Genomic DNA, 17,723 nt, shown 5'->3' on the forward strand with positions numbered 1-17,723 from the left:
ACGCGCCATGTCGGGGGCAGCCCGCAAGCTAACCGCCATGACCACCACGAAGACAATGACCCGCGTCCAGTTGGGCGCCATGGGCGAGGCGCTGGCAGTGGACTACCTCACCGGCATGGGATTGCAGATCCTGGACCGTAATTGGCGTTGCCGCTACGGCGAACTCGACGTGATCGCCTCTGACCCGGGCACTCGGACGGTGGTGTTCGTCGAGGTCAAGACCCGCACCGGGGAGGGCTACGGCGGGTTGCCGTACGCGGTCACCGAGCGCAAAGTCCGGCGGCTGCGCAGGCTGGCCGGGTTGTGGCTGGCCGGCCAAGATCGGCGCTGGGCCGCGGTGCGCCTCGACGTGGTCGGTGTGCAGATCGGGCGACGGCGCACCCCGGAGATCACCCACCTGCAAGGCGTGGGCTGATGGCGCTCGGGCGTGCCTTCTCGGTGGCCGTGCGCGGATTGGCCGGAGAGACAGTCGAAATCGAAGCTGACATCACCTCCGGGCTGCCCGGTGTGCACCTGGTGGGACTGCCGGACGCGGCGCTGCAGGAATCCCGCGACCGGGTCCGGGCCGCCGTCACCAACTGCGGCAACACCTGGCCGATGGCCCGGCTGACGTTGGCGCTGTCACCGGCCACGCTGCCCAAGATGGGGTCGGTGTACGACATCGCGCTGGCCGCCGCGGTCTTGTCGGCGCAACGCAAGAAACCGTGGCACAAGCTGGAGAAGACGGTGTTGTTGGGGGAGTTGTCGCTCGACGGACGAGTCCGGGCGGTCCGCGGCGTACTGCCGGCGGTGCTGGCCGCCAAACGCGACGGATGGCCCGCGGTCGTCGTTCCCGCCGACAACCTGGCCGAGGCCAGCTTGGTCGACGGCATCGACGTGTGGGGCGTCCGCACGCTGCGGCAACTGCAGAACTGGCTCAACGGGTCCGCCGATCTGGACGACAGGCTCGTCGCCGCCGCCCCGCCGCAGGACGACTCGGCCGACCTGGCGGACGTGGTCGGGCAGTCCCAGGCCCGGTTCGCTGTGGAAGTGGCCGCCGCCGGATCCCATCACTTGATGTTGACCGGGCCGCCGGGAGTGGGCAAAACCATGCTGGCACAACGCCTTCCAGGAATACTGCCACCATTGTCGGACACCGAGTCGCTGGAGGTCACCGCGATCCATTCGGTGGCGGGGCTGCTGTCGGGGGACACCCCGTTGATAACCCGGCCGCCGTTCGTGGCGCCGCACCACAGTTCCAGTGTCGCAGCGCTTGTCGGTGGGGGATCGGGCATGGCCCGCCCCGGGGCGGTCAGCCGAGCTCACCGCGGTGTGTTGTTCCTCGACGAGTGCGCCGAGATCAGCGTCAGCGCGCTGGAAGCGTTGCGAACACCGTTGGAAGACGGGGAGATTCGTTTGGCCCGCCGCGACGGGGTGGCGTGCTATCCGGCTCGGTTCCAGCTCGTGCTGGCGGCCAACCCGTGCCCCTGCGCGCCGGCTGATCCGCAGGACTGCATCTGCGCGGCGGCGGTCAAGCGGCGCTATCTGGGCAAGCTGTCCGGCCCGCTGCTGGACCGGGTGGATCTGCGGGTGGAAATGCATCCGGCCGGAGCCAAAGCGTTCTCGGCCGAAACCGGCGAGGCGACGGCGCAGGTGCGCCGCCGCGTCGCGGCCGCCCGGCAGGTGGCCGCCCAACGCTGGAAGCCGCACGGGTTCACCACCAACGCCGAAGTTAGCGGGTCGTTGTTGCGGCGCGAATTCCGGTTGAGCCACGCCGCGATGAAGCCGCTGCGCACCGCGCTGGACCGGGGCATGCTCAGCATCCGGGGTGTGGATCGCACACTGCGGGTCGCGTGGAGTTTGGCCGATTTGGCCGGGCGGACCTCACCGGGGTTCGACGAAGTCGCGACCGCGCTGAGCTTCCGGCAAGCGGGGGCGGCCCGATGAGCGCCGAGGAGGTGATGCGGGCGTGGGCTTACCTGTCGCGCGTCGCCGAACCACCGTGTGCGGAGCTCGCCGCGTTGGTGAGCAGCGTTGGGCCGGTCGCGGCGGCCGACCGGGTGCGCCGCGGCTTGGTGGATGACGACCTGGCCCGCCAGACCGAGTCGCGGCGCGACGTCGATTGTGCTGCGGCAGATCTCGAGCTGCTCGCGCGCCGCGGTGGACGGCTGATCACCCCTGACGACGACGAGTGGCCGGTGATCGCGTTCGCCTCCTTCGGTGGGGCCGCTGCCCGAGCCAGACCGCGCGGCGGGCCACCGCTGGTGTTGTGGGCCCTGGGGCCCGCGCGCCTCGACGAGGTCGCTCAGCGCGCGGCCGCGTTGGTCGGCACCCGCGCGGCGACCAGCTACGGCGAGCGCGTGGCCGATGACCTTGCCACCGGTCTGGCCGAACATGACGTCGCGGTGGTTTCCGGCGGCGCCTACGGCATCGACGGAGCAGCCCACCGCGCGGCACTGGAATGCGACGGACTCACCGTCGCGGTGCTGGCCGGCGGCGTGGACATCCCCTACCCGGCGGGGCATTCGGCGTTGCTGCACCGCATCGCCCGAGATGGCCTGCTGGTCACCGAATATCCACCCGGCGTGCGCCCGGCCCGGCATCGTTTCCTCACCCGCAACCGGCTGGTGGCCGCCGTCAGCGGCGCGGCGGTGGTGGTGGAAGCCGGACTGCGCAGCGGCGCGGCCAACACCGCCGCCTGGGCACGGGCATTGGGCCGGGTGGTGGCCGCGGTGCCCGGGCCGGTGACGTCATCGGCGTCCGCGGGGTGTCACGTGTTGATCCGCAACGGCGCCCAGTTGGTGACCCGGGCCGCCGACGTCGTCGAGTTGGTCGGTCACATCGGAGAGCTGGCAGACGAACAGCCGCACCCCACGACCGCACTCGACCAGCTCAGCGAGGTCGAACGTCAGGTCTACGAGGCGTTGCCGGGCCGCGGGGCGGCCACCATCGACGAGATCGCGGTGGGGTCGGGCCTGGTAGCGGCGTCGGTGTTCGGTCCGCTAGCCATGCTGGAGGTGGCCGGGTTAGTGGAACGCCGCGAGGGCCGGTGGCGGCTGGCCCGCACCCGAGCGGCTGCGGCCACGGCCGGTAGCACCACGGCGCGACTCGTATAGTCGACGAAGGGTTGGGACTGGACAGGAGGACAAGTGGCGGGTCGACCTCTGCAGAGTTTCGAAGTCGTCGGGACCCAACAGATCACACCGCACATGATCCGGGTTCGGCTAGGCGGTAGCGGCTTTGACACCTTCGTCCCCAGCGACTTCACCGACTCCTACGTCAAGCTGGCGTTCGTCGCCGAAGACATCGACGTGGCCGCCTTACCGCAGCCGCTGACCATGGACAGCTTCGCCGACCTGCCCGCCGTCAAACAGCCGCCAGTGCGCACCTTCACCGTCCGCAAGGTCGACTCGACCGCCCGCGAAATCGCCATCGACATCGCGCTGCACGGCGAGCACGGGGTGGCCGGCCCTTGGGCGGCAGCAGCCCAACCCGGCCAGCGGATCTACCTCATGGGCCCAGGCGGGGCCTACGCCCCGGACCCGGCAGCCGACTGGCACCTGCTGGCCGGCGACGAATCCGCGCTACCGGCCATCGCCGCGGCGCTGGAAGCGTTGCCGCCCGATGCGGTCGGCAAGGCGTTCATCGAAGTCGCCGGCCCCGACGACGAGATTGCCTTGACCGCGCCGGAGTCCGTTCAGGTCAACTGGGTCTACCGGGGCGGGCGCGCCGACCTGGTACCCGAGGACCGCGCCGGTGACCACGCGCCGCTGATCGAAGCGGTCACCACCGCGCTGTGGTTACCCGGGCAGGTGCAGGTCTTCATCCACGGTGAGGCGCAATCCGTCATGCACAACCTGCGGCCCTACATCCGCAAGGAGCGCGGCGTCGAGGCGAAGTGGGCGTCGTCGATCTCCGGCTACTGGCGGCGCGGACGGACCGAAGAGACGTTCCGGCAATGGAAGCGGGAACTCGCCGAGGCTGAGGCTGGCGCGCAGTAACGGGTCACGGCATCCTCACTCCATGGCCCTGACACCGCCGTTCGGCGACTATCAGCTCGAGATCTACTTCCAAGGCCTCGCCGGGGTGGCGCCGCAGTTGCCGATGGCGTTCAAAGAGCTGGAGGCCCGAGCCGAGATGGCCATGTCCCCGTCGGTGTGGTCCTATGTCGCCGGCGGTGCCGGTGACGAGCGCACCCAACGCGCCAACTGCGAGGCCTTCGAACGCTGGGGCTTGATACCGCGCATGTTCGTCGGTGCCGCCGACCGTGACCTGTCCGTCGAGCTATTCGGCCGCGCCTTCCCCTCGCCACTGTTCATGGCGCCGATCGGCGTCATCGGGTTGTGCGCCCAAGACGGCCACGGCGATCTGGCTACCGCACGCGCTGCCGCGGCCACCGGCGTCCCCATGGTCGGCTCCACCCTGATGGCCGACCCCCTGGAAGACGTCGCGGCCGAATTCGGTGACACGCCAGGGTTTTTCCAGCTGTACACGCCGAGGGATCGCGACTTGGCCGCCAGCCTGGTCAGCCGTGCGGAAGCGGCCGGATACCAGGGCATCATCGTCACGCTCGACACCTGGGTGCCCGGGTGGCGGCCGCGGGATCTGAGCACCGCCAACTTCCCGCAGTTGCGTGGTCACTGCCTGGCCAACTACACCAGCGATCCAGTGTTCCGCGCCAGCCTGCCCCGCCCGCCCGAGGAAGACCCGCAAGGCGTCGTCTTGCGTTGGGGCGCGATCTTCGGCAACCCACTGACGTGGGATGACCTGCCCTGGCTGCGCTCCCTGACCGATCTCCCGCTGCTGTTGAAGGGGATCTGCCATCCCGACGACGCGCGGCGCGCCAAGGACGGCGGCGTGGACGGCATCTACTGCTCCACCCACGGCGGCCGGCAAGCCAACGGCGGCCTGGCCGCGATCGAGTGCCTGCCCGGCGTGGTGGAGGCCGCCGACGGGCTGCCGGTGCTTTTCGACTCGGGTATCCGCAGCGGCGCCGACATCGTCAAGGCGCTGGCCCTGGGCGCCACTGCCGTCGGTGTCGGCCGGCCCTACGCCTACGGCCTGGCTTTGGGCGGCGTCGACGGGATCGTGCACGTGCTGCGCATGTTGCTCGCCGAGGCCGACCTGATCATGGCCGTCGACGGCTATCCGACCCTGAAAGATCTCACCCCGGACACGCTGCGGCGCGTCGGCTGATGCCCTCGGGGACCTTTCTGCCAGCGTGGTCCCATGCCGCAGAACTACGACGCGATCCTGGAGGAGTTCGACGAGTACCTGGCGTTGCAGTGCGGCCGCTCGGCGCACACCCGTCGCGCCTACCTGGGCGATCTGCGGTCGCTGTTCGCGTTTCTCGACGACCGCAAGACCGATCTGGACGCGCTGAGCCTGCCGGTCTTGCGCGCGTGGTTGGCGACGTCTGCCGGTGCCGGCGCGGCGCGCACCACCTTGTCCCGGCGCACCTCGTCGATCAAGGCGTTCACCGCGTGGGCCACCCGCCGCGGAATCCTGGCGACCGACCCCGCCGTGCGGCTGCAGGTGCCCAAAGCGCACCGCATCCTGCCGTCGGTGCTGCGCCGGGACCAGGCGCTGGCCGCCATGACGGCCGCGCAGACCGGCGCCCAGGAAGGCGACCCGCTCGCGCTGCGCCAACGGCTGATCGTCGAACTGTTGTACGCCACCGGGATTCGGGTCAGTGAATTGTGCGGCCTCGATATCGACGACGTCGACGCCGGGCATCGGCTGCTGCGCGTGCTGGGCAAGGGCAACAAGCAGCGCACCGCGCCGTTCGGGCGACCAGCCGCCGAGGCGCTGCATGCCTGGCTGACCCAGGGGCGTCCGGCATTGGCCACCGCGGAGTCGGGACCGGCGTTGCTGCTGGGTGCCCGAGGTCGACGACTCGACGTGCGCCAAGCCCGCACGGTGGTGCATCAAACGATCGCCGCCGTGGACGGCGCGCCCGATATGGGACCGCACGGGTTGCGGCACAGCGCCGCAACGCATTTGCTCGAAGGCGGCGCCGACCTGCGCGTGGTCCAGGAACTCCTCGGTCACTCCAGCCTGGCGACCACCCAGCTCTACACCCACGTCGCGGTCTCACGGTTGCGCGCGGTCCATGATCAGGCCCATCCGCGGGCGTGAATAGCCTCAGCTTTTCGCCAGCAGATCTGCCGCTCGCTCAGAGTCAAGCGAACAATCAGCCCCCCAGCGGCTTGAGCCGGATAGCGGTCGAGACCAGCAGGCCCAGCGGATCGACATAGTCGGCACGCGACGCCGGCCCCCACATCGCGCCCCAGTGCAGGCAGGCCGGTACCGGGCAGCCCGGATGCCCGGCCACCAACTCACCGAGCACGGTCTGGGCCGTCACCACCTGACCAGCGCGCACCGCCGCCCACACCGGCTCGTAGCTGGTGTGCAAGCCGCCAGGGTGCGCCAAAGACACGACCGGGCGCCCCGCCAGCGACCCGGCGAAGACGACCGTGGCCGCACCGGCGGCAAACACCGGCTGGCGTGGTGTCCCCGCCAAGTCCACGCCACGATGCCCGGGATGCCAATCCGGTGACGGGGCATCGAAGGCGCGCACCACGGTCGGCGGCGGCCGCAGCGGCCAGTTCAGCCGCGCATCGTCGGCGTCGGCCGGGGGAGCGTTCAGCAGCACCCAGCACAGCAGGATCAGCGCTACCCATCGCATCCGTTGAGTCCAGTCACACACCCCGCGCGCCGGCCAGTCACCCGTCGCCGTCCTGTGCACGGGCTCGCCGCTGGGGAAAACCACCAGCTGGCTCGGTGTAAACTTCCTAACGCAGCTCGTTTCGGCGGGCTGACTTCGCGCGCCTGCACGCAGCTCCTCGAGCTCGTACCAGCATGCCGAGCGGTCCCAACCGGAATCCCTTCCGAACGGGTTCGGCACCGCAGCAGACGCCAGGGGCCGGCCTCACCCGATGCCGGGCGACAACCGAGAACAAAGGAATGGCCGACAATGGCTGTTGTAACCATGAAGCAGCTGCTCGACAGCGGCACCCACTTCGGGCATCAGACCCGTCGCTGGAATCCCAAGATGAAGCGGTTCATCTTCACCGACCGCAACGGCATCTACATCATCGACCTGCAGCAGACGCTGACCTACATCGACAAGGCGTACGAGTTCGTCAAAGAGACCGTCGCTCACGGCGGCAGCGTCATGTTCGTCGGAACCAAGAAGCAGGCGCAGGAGTCCGTCGCGGCCGAAGCGACCCGCGTCGGCATGCCTTACGTGAACCAGCGCTGGCTGGGCGGCATGCTCACCAACTTCTCCACCGTGCACAAGCGCCTGCAGCGCCTCAAGGAGCTCGAGGCCATGGAGCAGACCGGTGGCTTCGAGGGCCGCACCAAGAAGGAAATCTTGATGCTGACCCGCGAGAAGAACAAGTTGGAGCGCAGCCTCGGCGGTATCCGTGACATGGCCAAGGTGCCGTCGGCCGTCTGGGTCGTCGACACCAACAAGGAGCACATCGCCGTCGGCGAGGCCCGCAAGCTGGGCATCCCGGTCATCGCGATCCTGGACACCAACTGCGACCCCGACGAGGTCGACTACCCGATCCCGGGCAACGACGACGCCATCCGCTCGGCCGCCCTGCTCACCAAGGTGATCGCTTCCGCGGTCGCCGAGGGCCTGCAGGCCCGCGCCGGAGTGGGCCGCGGTGACGGCAAACCGGAGGCGGACGCCGCCGAGCCGCTGGCCGAGTGGGAGCAGGAGCTACTGGCCGGCGCCACCGCCACTGCCACCCCCGCCGGTGAAGCCGGCACCGGCCCCACCGAACCAACCACAGACGCATCCTAAGAAAGGCTGAGCATTGGCAAACTTCACCGCTGCCGACGTCAAGCGGCTTCGGGAACTGACCGGCGCAGGCATGCTCGACTGTAAGAACGCGCTGGCCGACAGCGACGGCGACTTCGACAAGGCCGTCGAGGCGCTGCGCATCAAGGGCGCCAAAGACGTCGGCAAGCGTGCCGAGCGGGCGACGGCCGAGGGTCTGGTCGCGGCCAAGGGCGGCGCGCTGATCGAGCTCAATTGCGAGACCGACTTCGTTGCCAAGAACGCTGAATTCCAACAGTTGGCCGAGCAGGTGGTGACCGCCGCCGCCTCGGCCAAAGCCGCGGACGTCGACGCTCTCAAGGCCGCCAAAGCCGGTGACACGACCGTCGAGGAGGCGATCGCCGCCCTGTCGGCCAAGATCGGCGAAAAGCTGGAGCTGCGCCGCGTCGCCAACTTCGACGGCACCGTCGAGACCTACCTGCACAAGCGGGCCGCGGACCTGCCGCCGGCCGTGGGCGTACTGGTCGAGTACACCGGTGACGGGGGAGCCGAGGCCGCCCACGCGGTGGCGCTGCAGATCGCCGCGCTCAAAGCGCGCTACCTGTCCCGCGAGGACGTGCCCGAAGACGTCGTCGCCAGCGAGCGCCGCATCGCCGAGGAAACCGCCAAGGCCGAAGGCAAACCGGAACAGGCGCTGCCCAAGATCGTCGAGGGCCGGCTCAACGGCTTCTTCAAGGACGCCGTGCTGCTCGAACAGCCGTCGGTGTCCGACAGCAAGAAGACCGTCAAGGCCCTGCTCGAGGAGGCCGGTGTCACGGTCACGCGGTTCGTGCGTTTCGAGGTAGGCCAGGCCTAGGGGCTGGGGGTATGCCCCGCATACATGCCTTCGCCGACGACGCGCTCGGCGACCTGGACGCGGTAGGCCTGGCCGAGGCCATCCGGACCGGACAAGTGTCCCGCACCGAGGTGGTCGAGGCCGCTATCGCGCGCACCGAAGCGGTCAATTCCGCGCTCAACGGTGTCGCGTATGCGGCGTTCGACCGGGCGCGGGCCCGAGCGCAGGGGAAGACCTTCGGCTTCTTCGACGGCGTCCCGAGCTACATCAAGGACAACGTCGACGTCGAGGGCCAGCCCACGATGCTGGGCACCGACGCCTGGACGCCCCGCAATGCCGCCGCTGACAGCGAGTTCACCCGGGTCTTCACCTCGACCGGACTGATACCGCTGGGCAAGTCGCAGATGTCGGAGTTCGGGTTCAGCGCGGCGGCCGAACATCCCCGCATCGGGCCGGTGCGCAACCCGTGGAACACCGACTACACCGCCGGTGCCTCGTCGTCGGGTTCGGCAGCGTTCGTCGCCGCCGGTGTGGTGCCGATCGCGCACGCCAACGACGGCGGCGGATCCATTCGGATCCCCGCCGCGTGCAATGGCCTGGTCGGACTGAAACCCTCCCGGGGCCGGTTGCCGTTGAACCCGGAGCTGCGTCACATGCCGGTCGTGGTCGTGGCCAACGGCGTGGTGAGTCGCTCCGTCCGCGACACCGCGGCCTTCTACCGGGAAGCCGAACGCACCTACCAGCCCCGCAAGCTGCCGCCGATCGGGGACATCACGCGGCCGGGCAAACAGCGGCTGAAGATCGCCGTGGTGACCCGCTCGGTCAACCGGGACGCCAGCCCGCAGGTCAAGGAGCTGACCCTCAAAGCCGCCGGCCTGCTCGAAGAACTCGGCCACCGCATCGAGCACGTCGAAACACCGCCCGTGGCAAGCAGTTTCGAAGAAGACTTCATCCTGTATTGGGGACTGCTGTCGCTGGCGCAGGTCGGTACCGGCCGCTTCACCCTCAGCAAGACCTTCGATCGCAGCCGGCTGGACAACTTGACCTTGGGCCTGTTCCGCCACGCCAACCGCAACCTGCATCGCATCCCACTGGCGATCATGCGGCTGCGCGCCGCGCGACGGCGTACCGCACAGTTTTTCTCCACCTACGACGCGGTTCTGACGCCGACGCTTGCTGACCAGACGCCCCAGGTCGGCTATCTCGCGCCCACCGACTATCAGCAGATCATCGACCGGCTATCCAGCTGGGTGGCGTTCACGCCGTTGCAGAACGTCACCGGGGAACCGGCGATCTCGCTGCCGCTGGGGCAATCCGCCGACGGACTGCCCGTCGGGTTGATGATCTCCGCTGACATCGGCGAAGAAGCTCGACTGTTGGAACTGGCCTACGAGCTCGAGGAAGCGCAGCCTTGGCCGCGCATCCAGGACCCGGCCTAACGCTGGTCGGAGCCGAGCCGCTCGAGCATCCGCTTGAAGTCGCGCTGTTGAGCCGCAGTCAATTTCGCGAGGATGCGGGCGTCGGCTCCGCGCACGACGGTTTCCGCGCGCTTGAGCAGGGCGCGGCCTTGACTGGTCAGCGTGGCCGGCAGCGCGCGTCCCGAGGACACCGATGCGGGCCGGGCCACCACGCCGGAATCCTCCAGCTTGCGCAGCACCGTATTCATCGCCTGCGGGGTGACGCCTGCGTGGCGCGCCAATTCGGCGCTGGACGATCCCGGCGACTGGGAAAGTATCCGCAGGCAGACGAATTCGGGCAGGGTGAGGCCGAGCGGACTCAGTGCGGCAGCAACCTCGGGCCGCAACACGGCGCCCACCCGGTAGAGCAGGTAGCCCAACGGGGCGTCGTCGACTTGACCCATGTCAGGCATCTTGACATAGATGGCCGGTCAGATGGCGTAGCACCACGCAGATCGCCGTCTGGTTGCCGACGCACCGGTCAGGGTATGTAGGCGTCATGGCGGATGGACAAGAGTACGGCGAGGAGGACCCTCGCCACCACACGGTGAAATTGAAAGAGATGCTGAACGACGCTGCGCTGCACGCGCGGGAGATCATCGAGAAGGTCGCCGACCCGCGGGGGCAAGGTCTGCTCGAGACGACTGCCGAAGTGCTGATCGGGTTGATCACGGCATACGACAATTATGAGCAGGAAGCCGAAACCGCTTGGCGCTGAACGCGTGCGGCGTGGCTAGGGGACGTCCGGGTCGCGGGGACGCCCGGAACCGACCAGTCGGCGGGCGATTTCGGCGACGGGCGTGTTCGACTCCTGCGAGAGCCGCTTCAGCAGATCGAAGGCGCCGATCGCATCGATGCTGAACCGTTCCATCAGCATGCCCTTCGCCTGTCCGATGATGTCGCGCGAGGCGAGCGCGCTGTGGAATTGCTCGTCGCGGCGCACGATGTTCCATGCCAACGCCGTGTGCGTGGCGAACGCAAAACCGACTTCCACCGAATCGTCGTCGAATGCGTGGGTCGGTTCGGCGTAGAAGTTCAGCGCACCGGCGGTCTGGCGGTCGTTGAACATCAGGAAGGACAGGATGGAGCGGATGGGGGTGTGGCGCAGCACTTCGTCGCGATAGCGAGGCCACCGGTCCTCGGTGGCGATGTCGTCGATGTGAATGGTGTGATGCTGCCACGCCGACGACACACAGGGTCCCTCGCCGAGGCGCCCCTGGATCTCGTCGAGCTGAACGGCGTACCCCGCGGTCGCCGAGGGCGTCTCGAGGACTTTGCAGTGTCTGGTCAGGGTGATGCCGGCGTGTTGGGCGCCCGGCACGGACTTGGCGGCACTTTCGGTGATCTCATCGAGTGTCGCTTGTGCATCGGCGCCACCTTGTTGCGGCAGATTGCGGACCATTTCGGTGAGGCGAAATAGCTCGCTTTGTGAATAGGCAGCCGCCTCAGGATTTCCCCGCATCCGACAAGTATGCACCCGTTAGCAGGGCGCGAGTTTTGTCGCTTTTTAGTGCCTGCGCGCACGACGACCATGTTTGGCGGCGCGGACAAGCGGTTATGGAACACGACGGGGGGCGTCCTGCCAAATCCGCACAGAAATGTGCGCTGGGCAAGGAACGCGAACGACTGAATGGGAGGAAAATCAGTATGAAATTCGGAAAACACGCTGTTAAATCGGCTATCGGGGCCGCCGGAATTGCGGCGGCCGTATTCACTGCCGCGCCGGCGATCGCCAACCCCAGCATTCAGGGGTTCGGCACCAGCGCGCCGATCACCAATGGCCCGCTCGTGACGGCCTACACGGTGAGCGACCTGCAGCCCAGCACCGCGATGATCCCGGGCTACCAGCCCCAGGGGCAGTTGTGGCAGGCACAGGTGACCGCTGTGGCCAATAGCGGCACGGTCACCCCGCTGGTGTCGGCGTTCAACGCGCGCACGGCCACCGGACAGACGTACCACGTCGTCAACACGGTGCCGGTACCCAATGGACTGAGCCCGGCGCCGATCCCCCAGGGTGGCCAGTCCACCGGAACCGTCTACTTCGACGTCAATGGTGAGGCGCCGAACGGCGTGGCCTACAACGACGGTGTCCAGGACGTTCTCGTCTGGACCAACAACGCATAACCGGTGCTACAGCCCGACGGCCTAATCGCCGTCGGACTGGGCACACACCTCCCCGCGTCACCGGTGACGCGGGGAGGTTTGCGTTTGTGTGCGAATTCTTGGAGTGAGTTGTGCACGCACATCGGGTACTCCCCGCAAATGGCACAACACGCTGATCCCAGACCCCCGGAAGTCCTCGACCAAGCGCAGCAACACGCCGAGCGTGCTCGCTCGTCGATGCAGGAGAAGCGCGAGAAACAGGACGGCGGCCTGAGCGGATGGGTGGCTTCACGGGCCGGGCAATGGGACCTCGACGGTCAAGACGAAACGTCGCTGCAGCGGCAGAAGTTCTTCTGGAATCTTCTGGTCGACTACTGGTTTCGCATGGAGATCGACGGTTGGGAGAACATCCCCGAACCGCCGGCGCTGCTGATCGGCATTCACTCCGGTGCCCCGTTCGTGTGGGACGCCTGGACCGTGGGCCTGCAATGGTGGCGCCGATTCGGCCCCGACCGTCCGCTGCACGGGACCGCGCACGACGCCCTGATGGCGATTCCCGGAATCGGCCGGTTCTTCCGGTCCATGGGAGTGTTGCCGGCGGCTCCGGACGCCATCGCCACCGCACTGGCCGAAGGACGCGACGTGGCACTGTGGCCCGGCGGTGAAGTGGACTCGTTGCGGCCGTGGTCGGAACGCGACCGGGCCAACCTCGCCGGGCGCAAGGGATTCGTCAAGATGGCGATTCGCGCGGGGGTTCCGATCGTCCCGATCGCCACGGTCGGCGGGGCCGATGCCATGCCGGTGCTCATCCGCGGTGACCGCCTCTCGCGCACCCTGCGGCTGGACAAGATGTTGCGGCTCAAGGTATTTCCGGTGGCGATCTCCCTGCCCTGGGGCATCGCGCCGGCGGCCCTGCCGCAGTTGCCGTTGCCGGCCAAGATCAGAACACGGTTCATGCCGGTGGTCGAAATCGATCACGACCCGGCACGCGCCGACGACGAGGACTACATCGACAGCAAGTACCGCGAGGTCGAAGACAGCATCCAGCGGGGGATGGATGCGCTGGCCCGCAAACGTGCGCTGCCGCTGTTCGGGTGAGTGAACGCTACTGCGCGACGGGGTCGGTAGTCGGCGTCGACGTCCAGATCGGGCTGAGCATCGGCTCACCGACGATCCACCGCGGCTGCGGCGGCGTCACCGCCATGTAGCCCACACCACGGACCGTGTCGACCATCGACTCGTGAGCGCTACCTAGCTTGGCGCGCAGCCGGCGCACGTGGACGTCCACCGTGCGAACCCGGCCGTTGCAGTCATAACCCCACACCTCGTGCATGAGCCGGGTCCGGCTGAACGCCTGACCGGCATGTTGCACAAGGAAATTCAGCAATTTGAACTCGGTCAGCGTCAGACCCAGGTCCTTGCCGTTGAGCGAAACGCTGTAACTGGCCGGATGCAGGATGAGGTCACCGAATTGCAGCGTCCCCGCGAACGCGCTGCGGCGCCGCCGGATCGCCAGCCGCAAGCGCGTCTGCAGTTCGGCCGCCCCGGCCGGCGTCAAGAGCAGATCGTCGAAATGCCAGTCGACGTCGATGTCCACGAAGTCCCGCGGCGCCACCACGGCGACCACCGCCATGACCGGCGCGTCGGCGTTCAGCTGCCGGCACACCCGGCGCGCCGTGGCCAGGTCGCTGCGCGCATCGATGACGGCCACGTCGACGCCGTCGTATACGGCCCGGTCGTGTCCTTCCAGCGGCGCGCGGCGCACCTGCAGGGCAAACGATTCCAGCGACGGCAGCGCCGATTCGAAATCGGCTTCATTGGTAAGCAGCAACACTTCCAACGGCCATCTCCAAACTCATGAGGGCGTGCCCACTACTGGGATATCACCCCATACGGAGATGTTGCCAGCGCGGCCAACCGGTGCCCGGTCACACCGATTATTCCAACTCTGAAAAACGCCGTTGCAGCCGAGCGCCGCAAACGCATGCGCTACGGCGAAAAGTCGATGGGCCCGGTCCGTTTCGCACAGACCGGACCCATCCTTCCCCGCAAGCTATTGGTTGGACTTCTGGCGCTGTTCGGCCGCCTCGGCGCTGGCGCGCGCTGCCTCTGCCTGAGCCTCTTTCTTCGCCGCGTCGCGCTGGGCCTGCGCTTTGTCCTGCTGCGCCTCGCCCTCGTTGATCAAGTCGCCACGACCGGTCACCGACCCGACGACTTCCTTCGCCTTGCCCTTGACGCCCTCAACAACTCCCTCGACCGCCTCAGCTGGCCCGGACTTGTCCGTCTCCGACATGATCCTCCTCGATCACCCGTGCGCTGAGCCCTCCGCTCAGCGCCTATCGCGTCCTGCGTCCTCATCTCGCGCCCGTGCGGCCAGTCACGCAGCCGGCGCGATCCAGCGAATTCCCCAAAGGCCATGTCCGCTAAACATCGGAACCCCCCGGCCTCCCAGCAAACGATTTGCGCACCCCCGCACAGCCTGGTCGCGGCGCGGGTAGCCGGGGCCGTCCGTTTCGGTAGTGCCGAGCCGGGCAACTGCACCTAGATGACATCGATATGGCTGGCCGATCACGAACGGCCCACGGATCAGACCAACCATCTTCAGCAATCCGAGTCCGCCGATGTGGTGATCGTCGGTGCCGGCATCACCGGGTTGACCACGGCGGTGCTGCTGGCCAGGGCCGGCAAAGACGTGCTGGTCCTGGAAGCCCGCACCGCGGGGGCGGTCACCACCGGCAACACGACCGGCAAGGTCAGCCTGCTGCAGGGCTCGACCTTGCGTCAGATCGTTCCTCGCCACGGCGCCGGGCTGGCCCGCGACTATGTGCAGGGCAACCGGGAAGCTCAGGACTGGCTGCTGCGGTATTGCGAAACCAACGACGTGCCGGTGCAGCGCGAGGACGACCACCTCTATGCACAAAGCGCCAAGGAAGTACCGTCGGCCCGCGCCGTGCAGGCCGCCGCCCGCCGGGCGGGCCTGGAGGTGGAGTGGGTGGACGACGCCGATGTGCCATTCCCATTCCACGGCGGTGTGCGGCTGCGCCAGCAAGCGCAGATCAACTCGATGCATTTGTTGGCCAGCTACATCAAAGAGCTCGCCGACCGTGGCGGCCGCCTGGTCGAGGGCGCCCGCGTGCAGAAGTTGCGCTATCAACAGGGGCGGGTGCGACTGACCGTGAAGTCGGGCACCGGGGAATCCGAGGTCGACGCGCAACGCTGCGTCTTGGCCACCGGCATGCCCATCTTCGACCGAGGCGGATTCTTCGCCAGGCTCAAACCCAGCAGGTCCTACTGCATGGCCTTCGAAGTGCCAGGTCAGATCACCCGCCCGATGTTCATCTCGGCAGGCTCGCCCACCAGGTCGGTGCGCTACGCGCCCTATGGCGACGGTGAGCGACTGGTCATCGGTGGCGCCAGCCACGTGGTGGGCCGCAAGAGCCCGGTCTCCGAGCTCGAGGAGCTGACGGCATGGACGCGTCAGCACTTTCCCGGCGCGGTGATGACCCACCAATGGTCGGCCCAGGACTACTCACCGGTCGACCACCTGCCCTACGTGGGGCCAATCCTGCCCGGTGACGAAAAGACCCTTGTCGCAACGGGATTCCAGAAGTGGGGGATGACCAACGGGATAGCGGCCGGCCTGTTGCTCAGCGCGCGCATCCTGGGCGGGCGGATGGACTGGGGCCGCGCGTTCTCGGCCTGGAGCCCGCACGAGGTCTCCGGCATTCCCACCGCTATCCAGGCCAACCTCGAGGTCGGCTATCACATGGCCAAAGGCTGGCTCGAGCCGATCGTCCGGCGCGGTCCGTCCGGGGCCGACGGTGCGGTCACCGGTCCGCCGTGGCACCTGCAGGCGCGCTGCTCGGTCGACGGCGTCGAGCACCGGGTCTCGCCGGTGTGCCCGCATCTGGGCGGCATCGTGAACTGGAACGACGCCACCAAAGCGTGGGAATGCCCGTTGCACGGGTCGCGGTTCGCCCCGGATGGGACGTTGTTGGAGGGCCCGGCGGTGCATGGGCTGTCAGCGTCGTCCTAGGCGGGGCAAAGCTTCCCGGGACGGCCTTGGTCGTCCACCCGGCACACGCGGCAGCAACCGGATGAGGCAGGATGTGACATGCCGTTGTGGCTGGTTGCCGGGACGGTGATCCTTCATGTGTACAGCCCCATGCGAGGAGTCTGATGACGGAATCCGAGACCGCCGGCGTAGCGGCTCCTGAGCCGCAGTCGGCGAGCAGCAACGGCGTGGTGGCTTCTCCCGGGTCTGACGCACCGTCGAGATATCGCCGCGTCCTGCTCAAGCTCGGCGGTGAGATGTTCGGCGGGGGCCAGGTCGGATTGGATCCCGACGTGGTGTCGCAGGTCGCCCGCCAGATCGCCGATGTGGTCCGCGGCGGTGTGCAAGTTGCCGTGGTCATCGGCGGCGGCAACTTCTTCCGGGGCGCGCAACTGCAGCAACTCGGCATGGAGCGCACCCGATCGGACTACATGGGCATGCTCGGCACCGTCATGAACAGCCTTGCGTTGCAAGACTTCCTGGAGAAGGAAGGCATCGTCACCCGGGTGCAGACCGCCATCACCATGGGTCAGGTCGCCGAGCCGTACCTGCCGCTACGCGCGGTGCGTCATCTGGAGAAGGGGCGAGTGGTGATCTTCGGCGCCGGCATGGGCCTGCCGTACTTCTCCACCGACACCACGGCCGCGCAGCGGGCGCTGGAGATCGACGCCGACGTGGTGTTGATGGCCAAGGCCGTCGACGGGGTGTTCACCGCCGACCCGCGCAAGCACCCCGACGCCGAACTGCTCACCGCGATCAGCCACCGTGAAGTGCTGGATCGGGGATTACAAGTAGCCGATGCCACCGCCTTCAGCCTGTGTATGGACAATGGCATGCCGATTCTGGTGTTCAACCTGCTGATCGACGGCAATATCGCCCGCGCGGTCTCTGGTGAGAAAATCGGAACGCTGGTCACCACTTAAGGAGCGGCGCAATGATTGACGAGGCACTCTTCGACGCCGAAGAGAAGATGGAGAAGGCCGTGTCGGTGGCCCGTGACGACCTGTCCACCATCCGCACCGGCCGGGCCAACCCCAGCATGTTCTCGCGGATCGTCATCGACTACTACGGCACCCACACCCCGATCACCCAGCTCGCCAGCATCAACGTTCCCGAGGCGCGCCTGGTCGTCATCAAGCCCTACGAGGCCAGTCAGCTGCACGCCATCGAAACCGCCATCCGCAATTCCGACCTCGGCGTCAACCCCACCAACGACGGCACCCTCATCCGCGTCGCGGTGCCGCAGCTGACCGAGGAACGCCGTCGCGAGCTGGTCAAACAAGCCAAGAGCAAGGGCGAAGACGCCAAGGTCTCGGTGCGCAACATCCGGCGCAAGGCGATGGAGGAGCTGCACCGCATCCGCAAGGACGGCGAGGCCGGCGAGGACGAGGTGGGCCGGGCCGAGAAGGACCTGGACAAAACCACCCAGCAGTACGTGACGCAGATCGACGACCTGGTCAAACACAAAGAAGGCGAGCTGCTGGAGGTCTGACGACCGCTCAG

At 67.8% G+C, this 17,723-nt stretch carries 19 protein-coding genes and 1 pseudogene; 15 read left to right on the forward strand and 5 right to left on the reverse strand.

The window, feature by feature from the left end:
• The first annotated feature begins 37 nt into the window (after positions 1-37).
• Genes I2456_RS09120 through I2456_RS09145 form a run of 6 tightly spaced genes read left to right on the forward strand, consistent with a single transcriptional unit; the run spans position 38 to position 6,117 of the window.
• Positions 38-415: a YraN family protein gene (locus I2456_RS09120; RefSeq protein WP_068025732.1), complete on the forward strand. Its 378-nt coding sequence runs from the start codon at positions 38-40 to the stop codon at positions 413-415.
• Positions 415-1,926, forward strand: a complete 1,512-nt coding sequence (locus I2456_RS09125) for a YifB family Mg chelatase-like AAA ATPase (RefSeq protein WP_068025017.1) — start codon at positions 415-417, stop codon at positions 1,924-1,926. The genes I2456_RS09120 and I2456_RS09125 overlap by 1 nt, the downstream gene beginning before the upstream one ends.
• Before the next feature lie 14 nt (positions 1,927-1,940).
• Positions 1,941-3,095, forward strand: coding sequence for a DNA-processing protein DprA (gene dprA, locus I2456_RS09130; RefSeq protein ID WP_371869930.1), 1,155 nt, complete (start codon positions 1,941-1,943; stop codon positions 3,093-3,095).
• A 33-nt stretch (positions 3,096-3,128) separates the two neighbouring features.
• Complete coding sequence (locus I2456_RS09135; protein ID WP_085074463.1) at positions 3,129-3,980, forward strand: siderophore-interacting protein; 852 nt, start codon at positions 3,129-3,131, stop codon at positions 3,978-3,980.
• Positions 3,981-4,002: 22 nt separating this feature from the next.
• Positions 4,003-5,175, forward strand: coding sequence for a lactate 2-monooxygenase (locus I2456_RS09140; protein ID WP_085074464.1), 1,173 nt, complete (start codon positions 4,003-4,005; stop codon positions 5,173-5,175).
• A gap of 33 nt (positions 5,176-5,208) precedes the next feature.
• Positions 5,209-6,117, forward strand: coding sequence for a tyrosine recombinase XerC (locus tag I2456_RS09145; RefSeq protein WP_085074465.1), 909 nt, complete (start codon positions 5,209-5,211; stop codon positions 6,115-6,117).
• Between the two features lie 64 nt (positions 6,118-6,181).
• Here the strand turns inward: I2456_RS09145 and I2456_RS09150 are convergent.
• Positions 6,182-6,646 (reverse strand): annotated as a pseudogene (locus tag I2456_RS09150) (M23 family metallopeptidase); the annotation flags it as partial.
• A 309-nt stretch (positions 6,647-6,955) separates the two neighbouring features.
• Here I2456_RS09150 and rpsB point away from each other — a divergent pair.
• From rpsB to I2456_RS09165, 3 genes are read left to right on the forward strand one after another with little or no spacing between them, the layout of a single operon-like run.
• Positions 6,956-7,795, forward strand: coding sequence for a 30S ribosomal protein S2 (gene rpsB, locus I2456_RS09155; protein ID WP_068025052.1), 840 nt, complete (start codon positions 6,956-6,958; stop codon positions 7,793-7,795).
• A 13-nt stretch (positions 7,796-7,808) separates the two neighbouring features.
• On the forward strand, positions 7,809-8,627 hold the full coding sequence (gene tsf, locus I2456_RS09160; protein WP_068025055.1) for a translation elongation factor Ts: 819 nt from the start codon (positions 7,809-7,811) through the stop codon (positions 8,625-8,627).
• Positions 8,628-8,638: 11 nt separating this feature from the next.
• Positions 8,639-10,045, forward strand: a complete 1,407-nt coding sequence (locus I2456_RS09165; protein ID WP_068157771.1) for an amidase — start codon at positions 8,639-8,641, stop codon at positions 10,043-10,045.
• On the opposite strand, the gene I2456_RS09170 is transcribed toward I2456_RS09165, so the two are convergent.
• Positions 10,042-10,467: a MarR family winged helix-turn-helix transcriptional regulator gene (locus I2456_RS09170; RefSeq protein ID WP_068025061.1), complete on the reverse strand. Its 426-nt coding sequence runs from the start codon at positions 10,465-10,467 to the stop codon at positions 10,042-10,044. The genes I2456_RS09165 and I2456_RS09170 overlap by 4 nt on opposite strands.
• Positions 10,468-10,562: 95 nt before the next feature.
• Between I2456_RS09170 and I2456_RS09175 the strand changes: the two genes are divergently transcribed.
• Positions 10,563-10,781: a hypothetical protein gene (locus I2456_RS09175; RefSeq protein ID WP_068025064.1), complete on the forward strand. Its 219-nt coding sequence runs from the start codon at positions 10,563-10,565 to the stop codon at positions 10,779-10,781.
• 15 nt (positions 10,782-10,796) lie between these two features.
• Here the strand turns inward: I2456_RS09175 and I2456_RS09180 are convergent, their stop codons facing one another.
• Entirely contained in the window at positions 10,797-11,525 is a 729-nt protein-coding gene (locus I2456_RS09180; RefSeq protein WP_068025067.1) for a GAF and ANTAR domain-containing protein, read from the reverse strand.
• A 185-nt stretch (positions 11,526-11,710) separates the two neighbouring features.
• Between I2456_RS09180 and I2456_RS09185 the strand changes: the two genes are divergently transcribed.
• Positions 11,711-12,187 (forward strand): MPT63 family protein, encoded by a 477-nt coding sequence (locus tag I2456_RS09185; RefSeq protein ID WP_068025071.1) that lies wholly within the window; start codon positions 11,711-11,713, stop codon positions 12,185-12,187.
• Positions 12,188-12,295: 108 nt separating this feature from the next.
• Positions 12,296-13,264 (forward strand): lysophospholipid acyltransferase family protein, encoded by a 969-nt coding sequence (locus I2456_RS09190; protein ID WP_371869931.1) that lies wholly within the window; start codon positions 12,296-12,298, stop codon positions 13,262-13,264.
• 7 nt (positions 13,265-13,271) lie between these two features.
• Here I2456_RS09190 and I2456_RS09195 read toward each other — a convergent pair whose 3' ends face one another.
• Both I2456_RS09195 and mbp1 read right to left on the reverse strand, forming a co-directional pair.
• Positions 13,272-14,006, reverse strand: coding sequence for a winged helix-turn-helix domain-containing protein (locus tag I2456_RS09195; protein ID WP_068025077.1), 735 nt, complete (start codon positions 14,004-14,006; stop codon positions 13,272-13,274).
• Positions 14,007-14,219: 213 nt separating this feature from the next.
• A complete protein-coding gene (mbp1, locus tag I2456_RS09200; protein WP_068025080.1) occupies positions 14,220-14,459 on the reverse strand; it encodes a microaggregate-binding protein 1 in 240 nt (79 codons plus the stop codon).
• A gap of 252 nt (positions 14,460-14,711) precedes the next feature.
• On the opposite strand from mbp1, the gene I2456_RS09205 reads away from it, so the two are divergent.
• The 3 genes from I2456_RS09205 (at position 14,712) to frr (ending at position 17,712) form a co-directional block, all read left to right on the forward strand.
• A complete protein-coding gene (locus I2456_RS09205; RefSeq protein WP_068025083.1) occupies positions 14,712-16,202 on the forward strand; it encodes an FAD-dependent oxidoreductase in 1,491 nt (496 codons plus the stop codon).
• Between the two features lie 143 nt (positions 16,203-16,345).
• A complete protein-coding gene (gene pyrH / locus I2456_RS09210) occupies positions 16,346-17,143 on the forward strand; it encodes a UMP kinase (protein ID WP_068025086.1) in 798 nt (265 codons plus the stop codon).
• 11 nt (positions 17,144-17,154) lie between these two features.
• Positions 17,155-17,712 carry a ribosome recycling factor gene (frr, locus tag I2456_RS09215; protein ID WP_068025089.1) on the forward strand — a complete coding sequence of 186 codons (558 nt, stop codon included), beginning with the start codon at positions 17,155-17,157 and terminating at the stop codon, positions 17,710-17,712.
• Positions 17,713-17,723: the final 11 nt, after the last annotated feature.

This window comes from Mycobacterium kubicae (genome assembly GCF_015689175.1).
Classification (GTDB): domain Bacteria; phylum Actinomycetota; class Actinomycetes; order Mycobacteriales; family Mycobacteriaceae; genus Mycobacterium; species Mycobacterium kubicae.

Coding starts and splice junctions, on each gene's coding strand:
- I2456_RS09120 (WP_068025732.1), top strand. CDS start 38: ATGACCACCACGAAGACAATGACCCGCGTCCAGTTGGGCGCCATGGGC.
- I2456_RS09125 (WP_068025017.1), top strand. CDS start 415: ATGGCGCTCGGGCGTGCCTTCTCGGTGGCCGTGCGCGGATTGGCCGGA.
- dprA (WP_371869930.1), top strand. CDS start 1,941: ATGCGGGCGTGGGCTTACCTGTCGCGCGTCGCCGAACCACCGTGTGCG.
- I2456_RS09140 (WP_085074464.1), top strand. CDS start 4,003: ATGGCCCTGACACCGCCGTTCGGCGACTATCAGCTCGAGATCTACTTC.
- I2456_RS09145 (WP_085074465.1), top strand. CDS start 5,209: ATGCCGCAGAACTACGACGCGATCCTGGAGGAGTTCGACGAGTACCTG.
- rpsB (WP_068025052.1), top strand. CDS start 6,956: ATGGCTGTTGTAACCATGAAGCAGCTGCTCGACAGCGGCACCCACTTC.
- I2456_RS09165 (WP_068157771.1), top strand. CDS start 8,639: ATGCCCCGCATACATGCCTTCGCCGACGACGCGCTCGGCGACCTGGAC.
- I2456_RS09170 (WP_068025061.1), bottom strand. CDS start 10,467: ATGGGTCAAGTCGACGACGCCCCGTTGGGCTACCTGCTCTACCGGGTG.
- I2456_RS09175 (WP_068025064.1), top strand. CDS start 10,563: ATGGCGGATGGACAAGAGTACGGCGAGGAGGACCCTCGCCACCACACG.
- I2456_RS09180 (WP_068025067.1), bottom strand. CDS start 11,525: ATGCGGGGAAATCCTGAGGCGGCTGCCTATTCACAAAGCGAGCTATTT.
- I2456_RS09185 (WP_068025071.1), top strand. CDS start 11,711: ATGAAATTCGGAAAACACGCTGTTAAATCGGCTATCGGGGCCGCCGGA.
- mbp1 (WP_068025080.1), bottom strand. CDS start 14,459: ATGTCGGAGACGGACAAGTCCGGGCCAGCTGAGGCGGTCGAGGGAGTT.
- I2456_RS09205 (WP_068025083.1), top strand. CDS start 14,712: ATGACATCGATATGGCTGGCCGATCACGAACGGCCCACGGATCAGACC.
- pyrH (WP_068025086.1), top strand. CDS start 16,346: ATGACGGAATCCGAGACCGCCGGCGTAGCGGCTCCTGAGCCGCAGTCG.
- frr (WP_068025089.1), top strand. CDS start 17,155: ATGATTGACGAGGCACTCTTCGACGCCGAAGAGAAGATGGAGAAGGCC.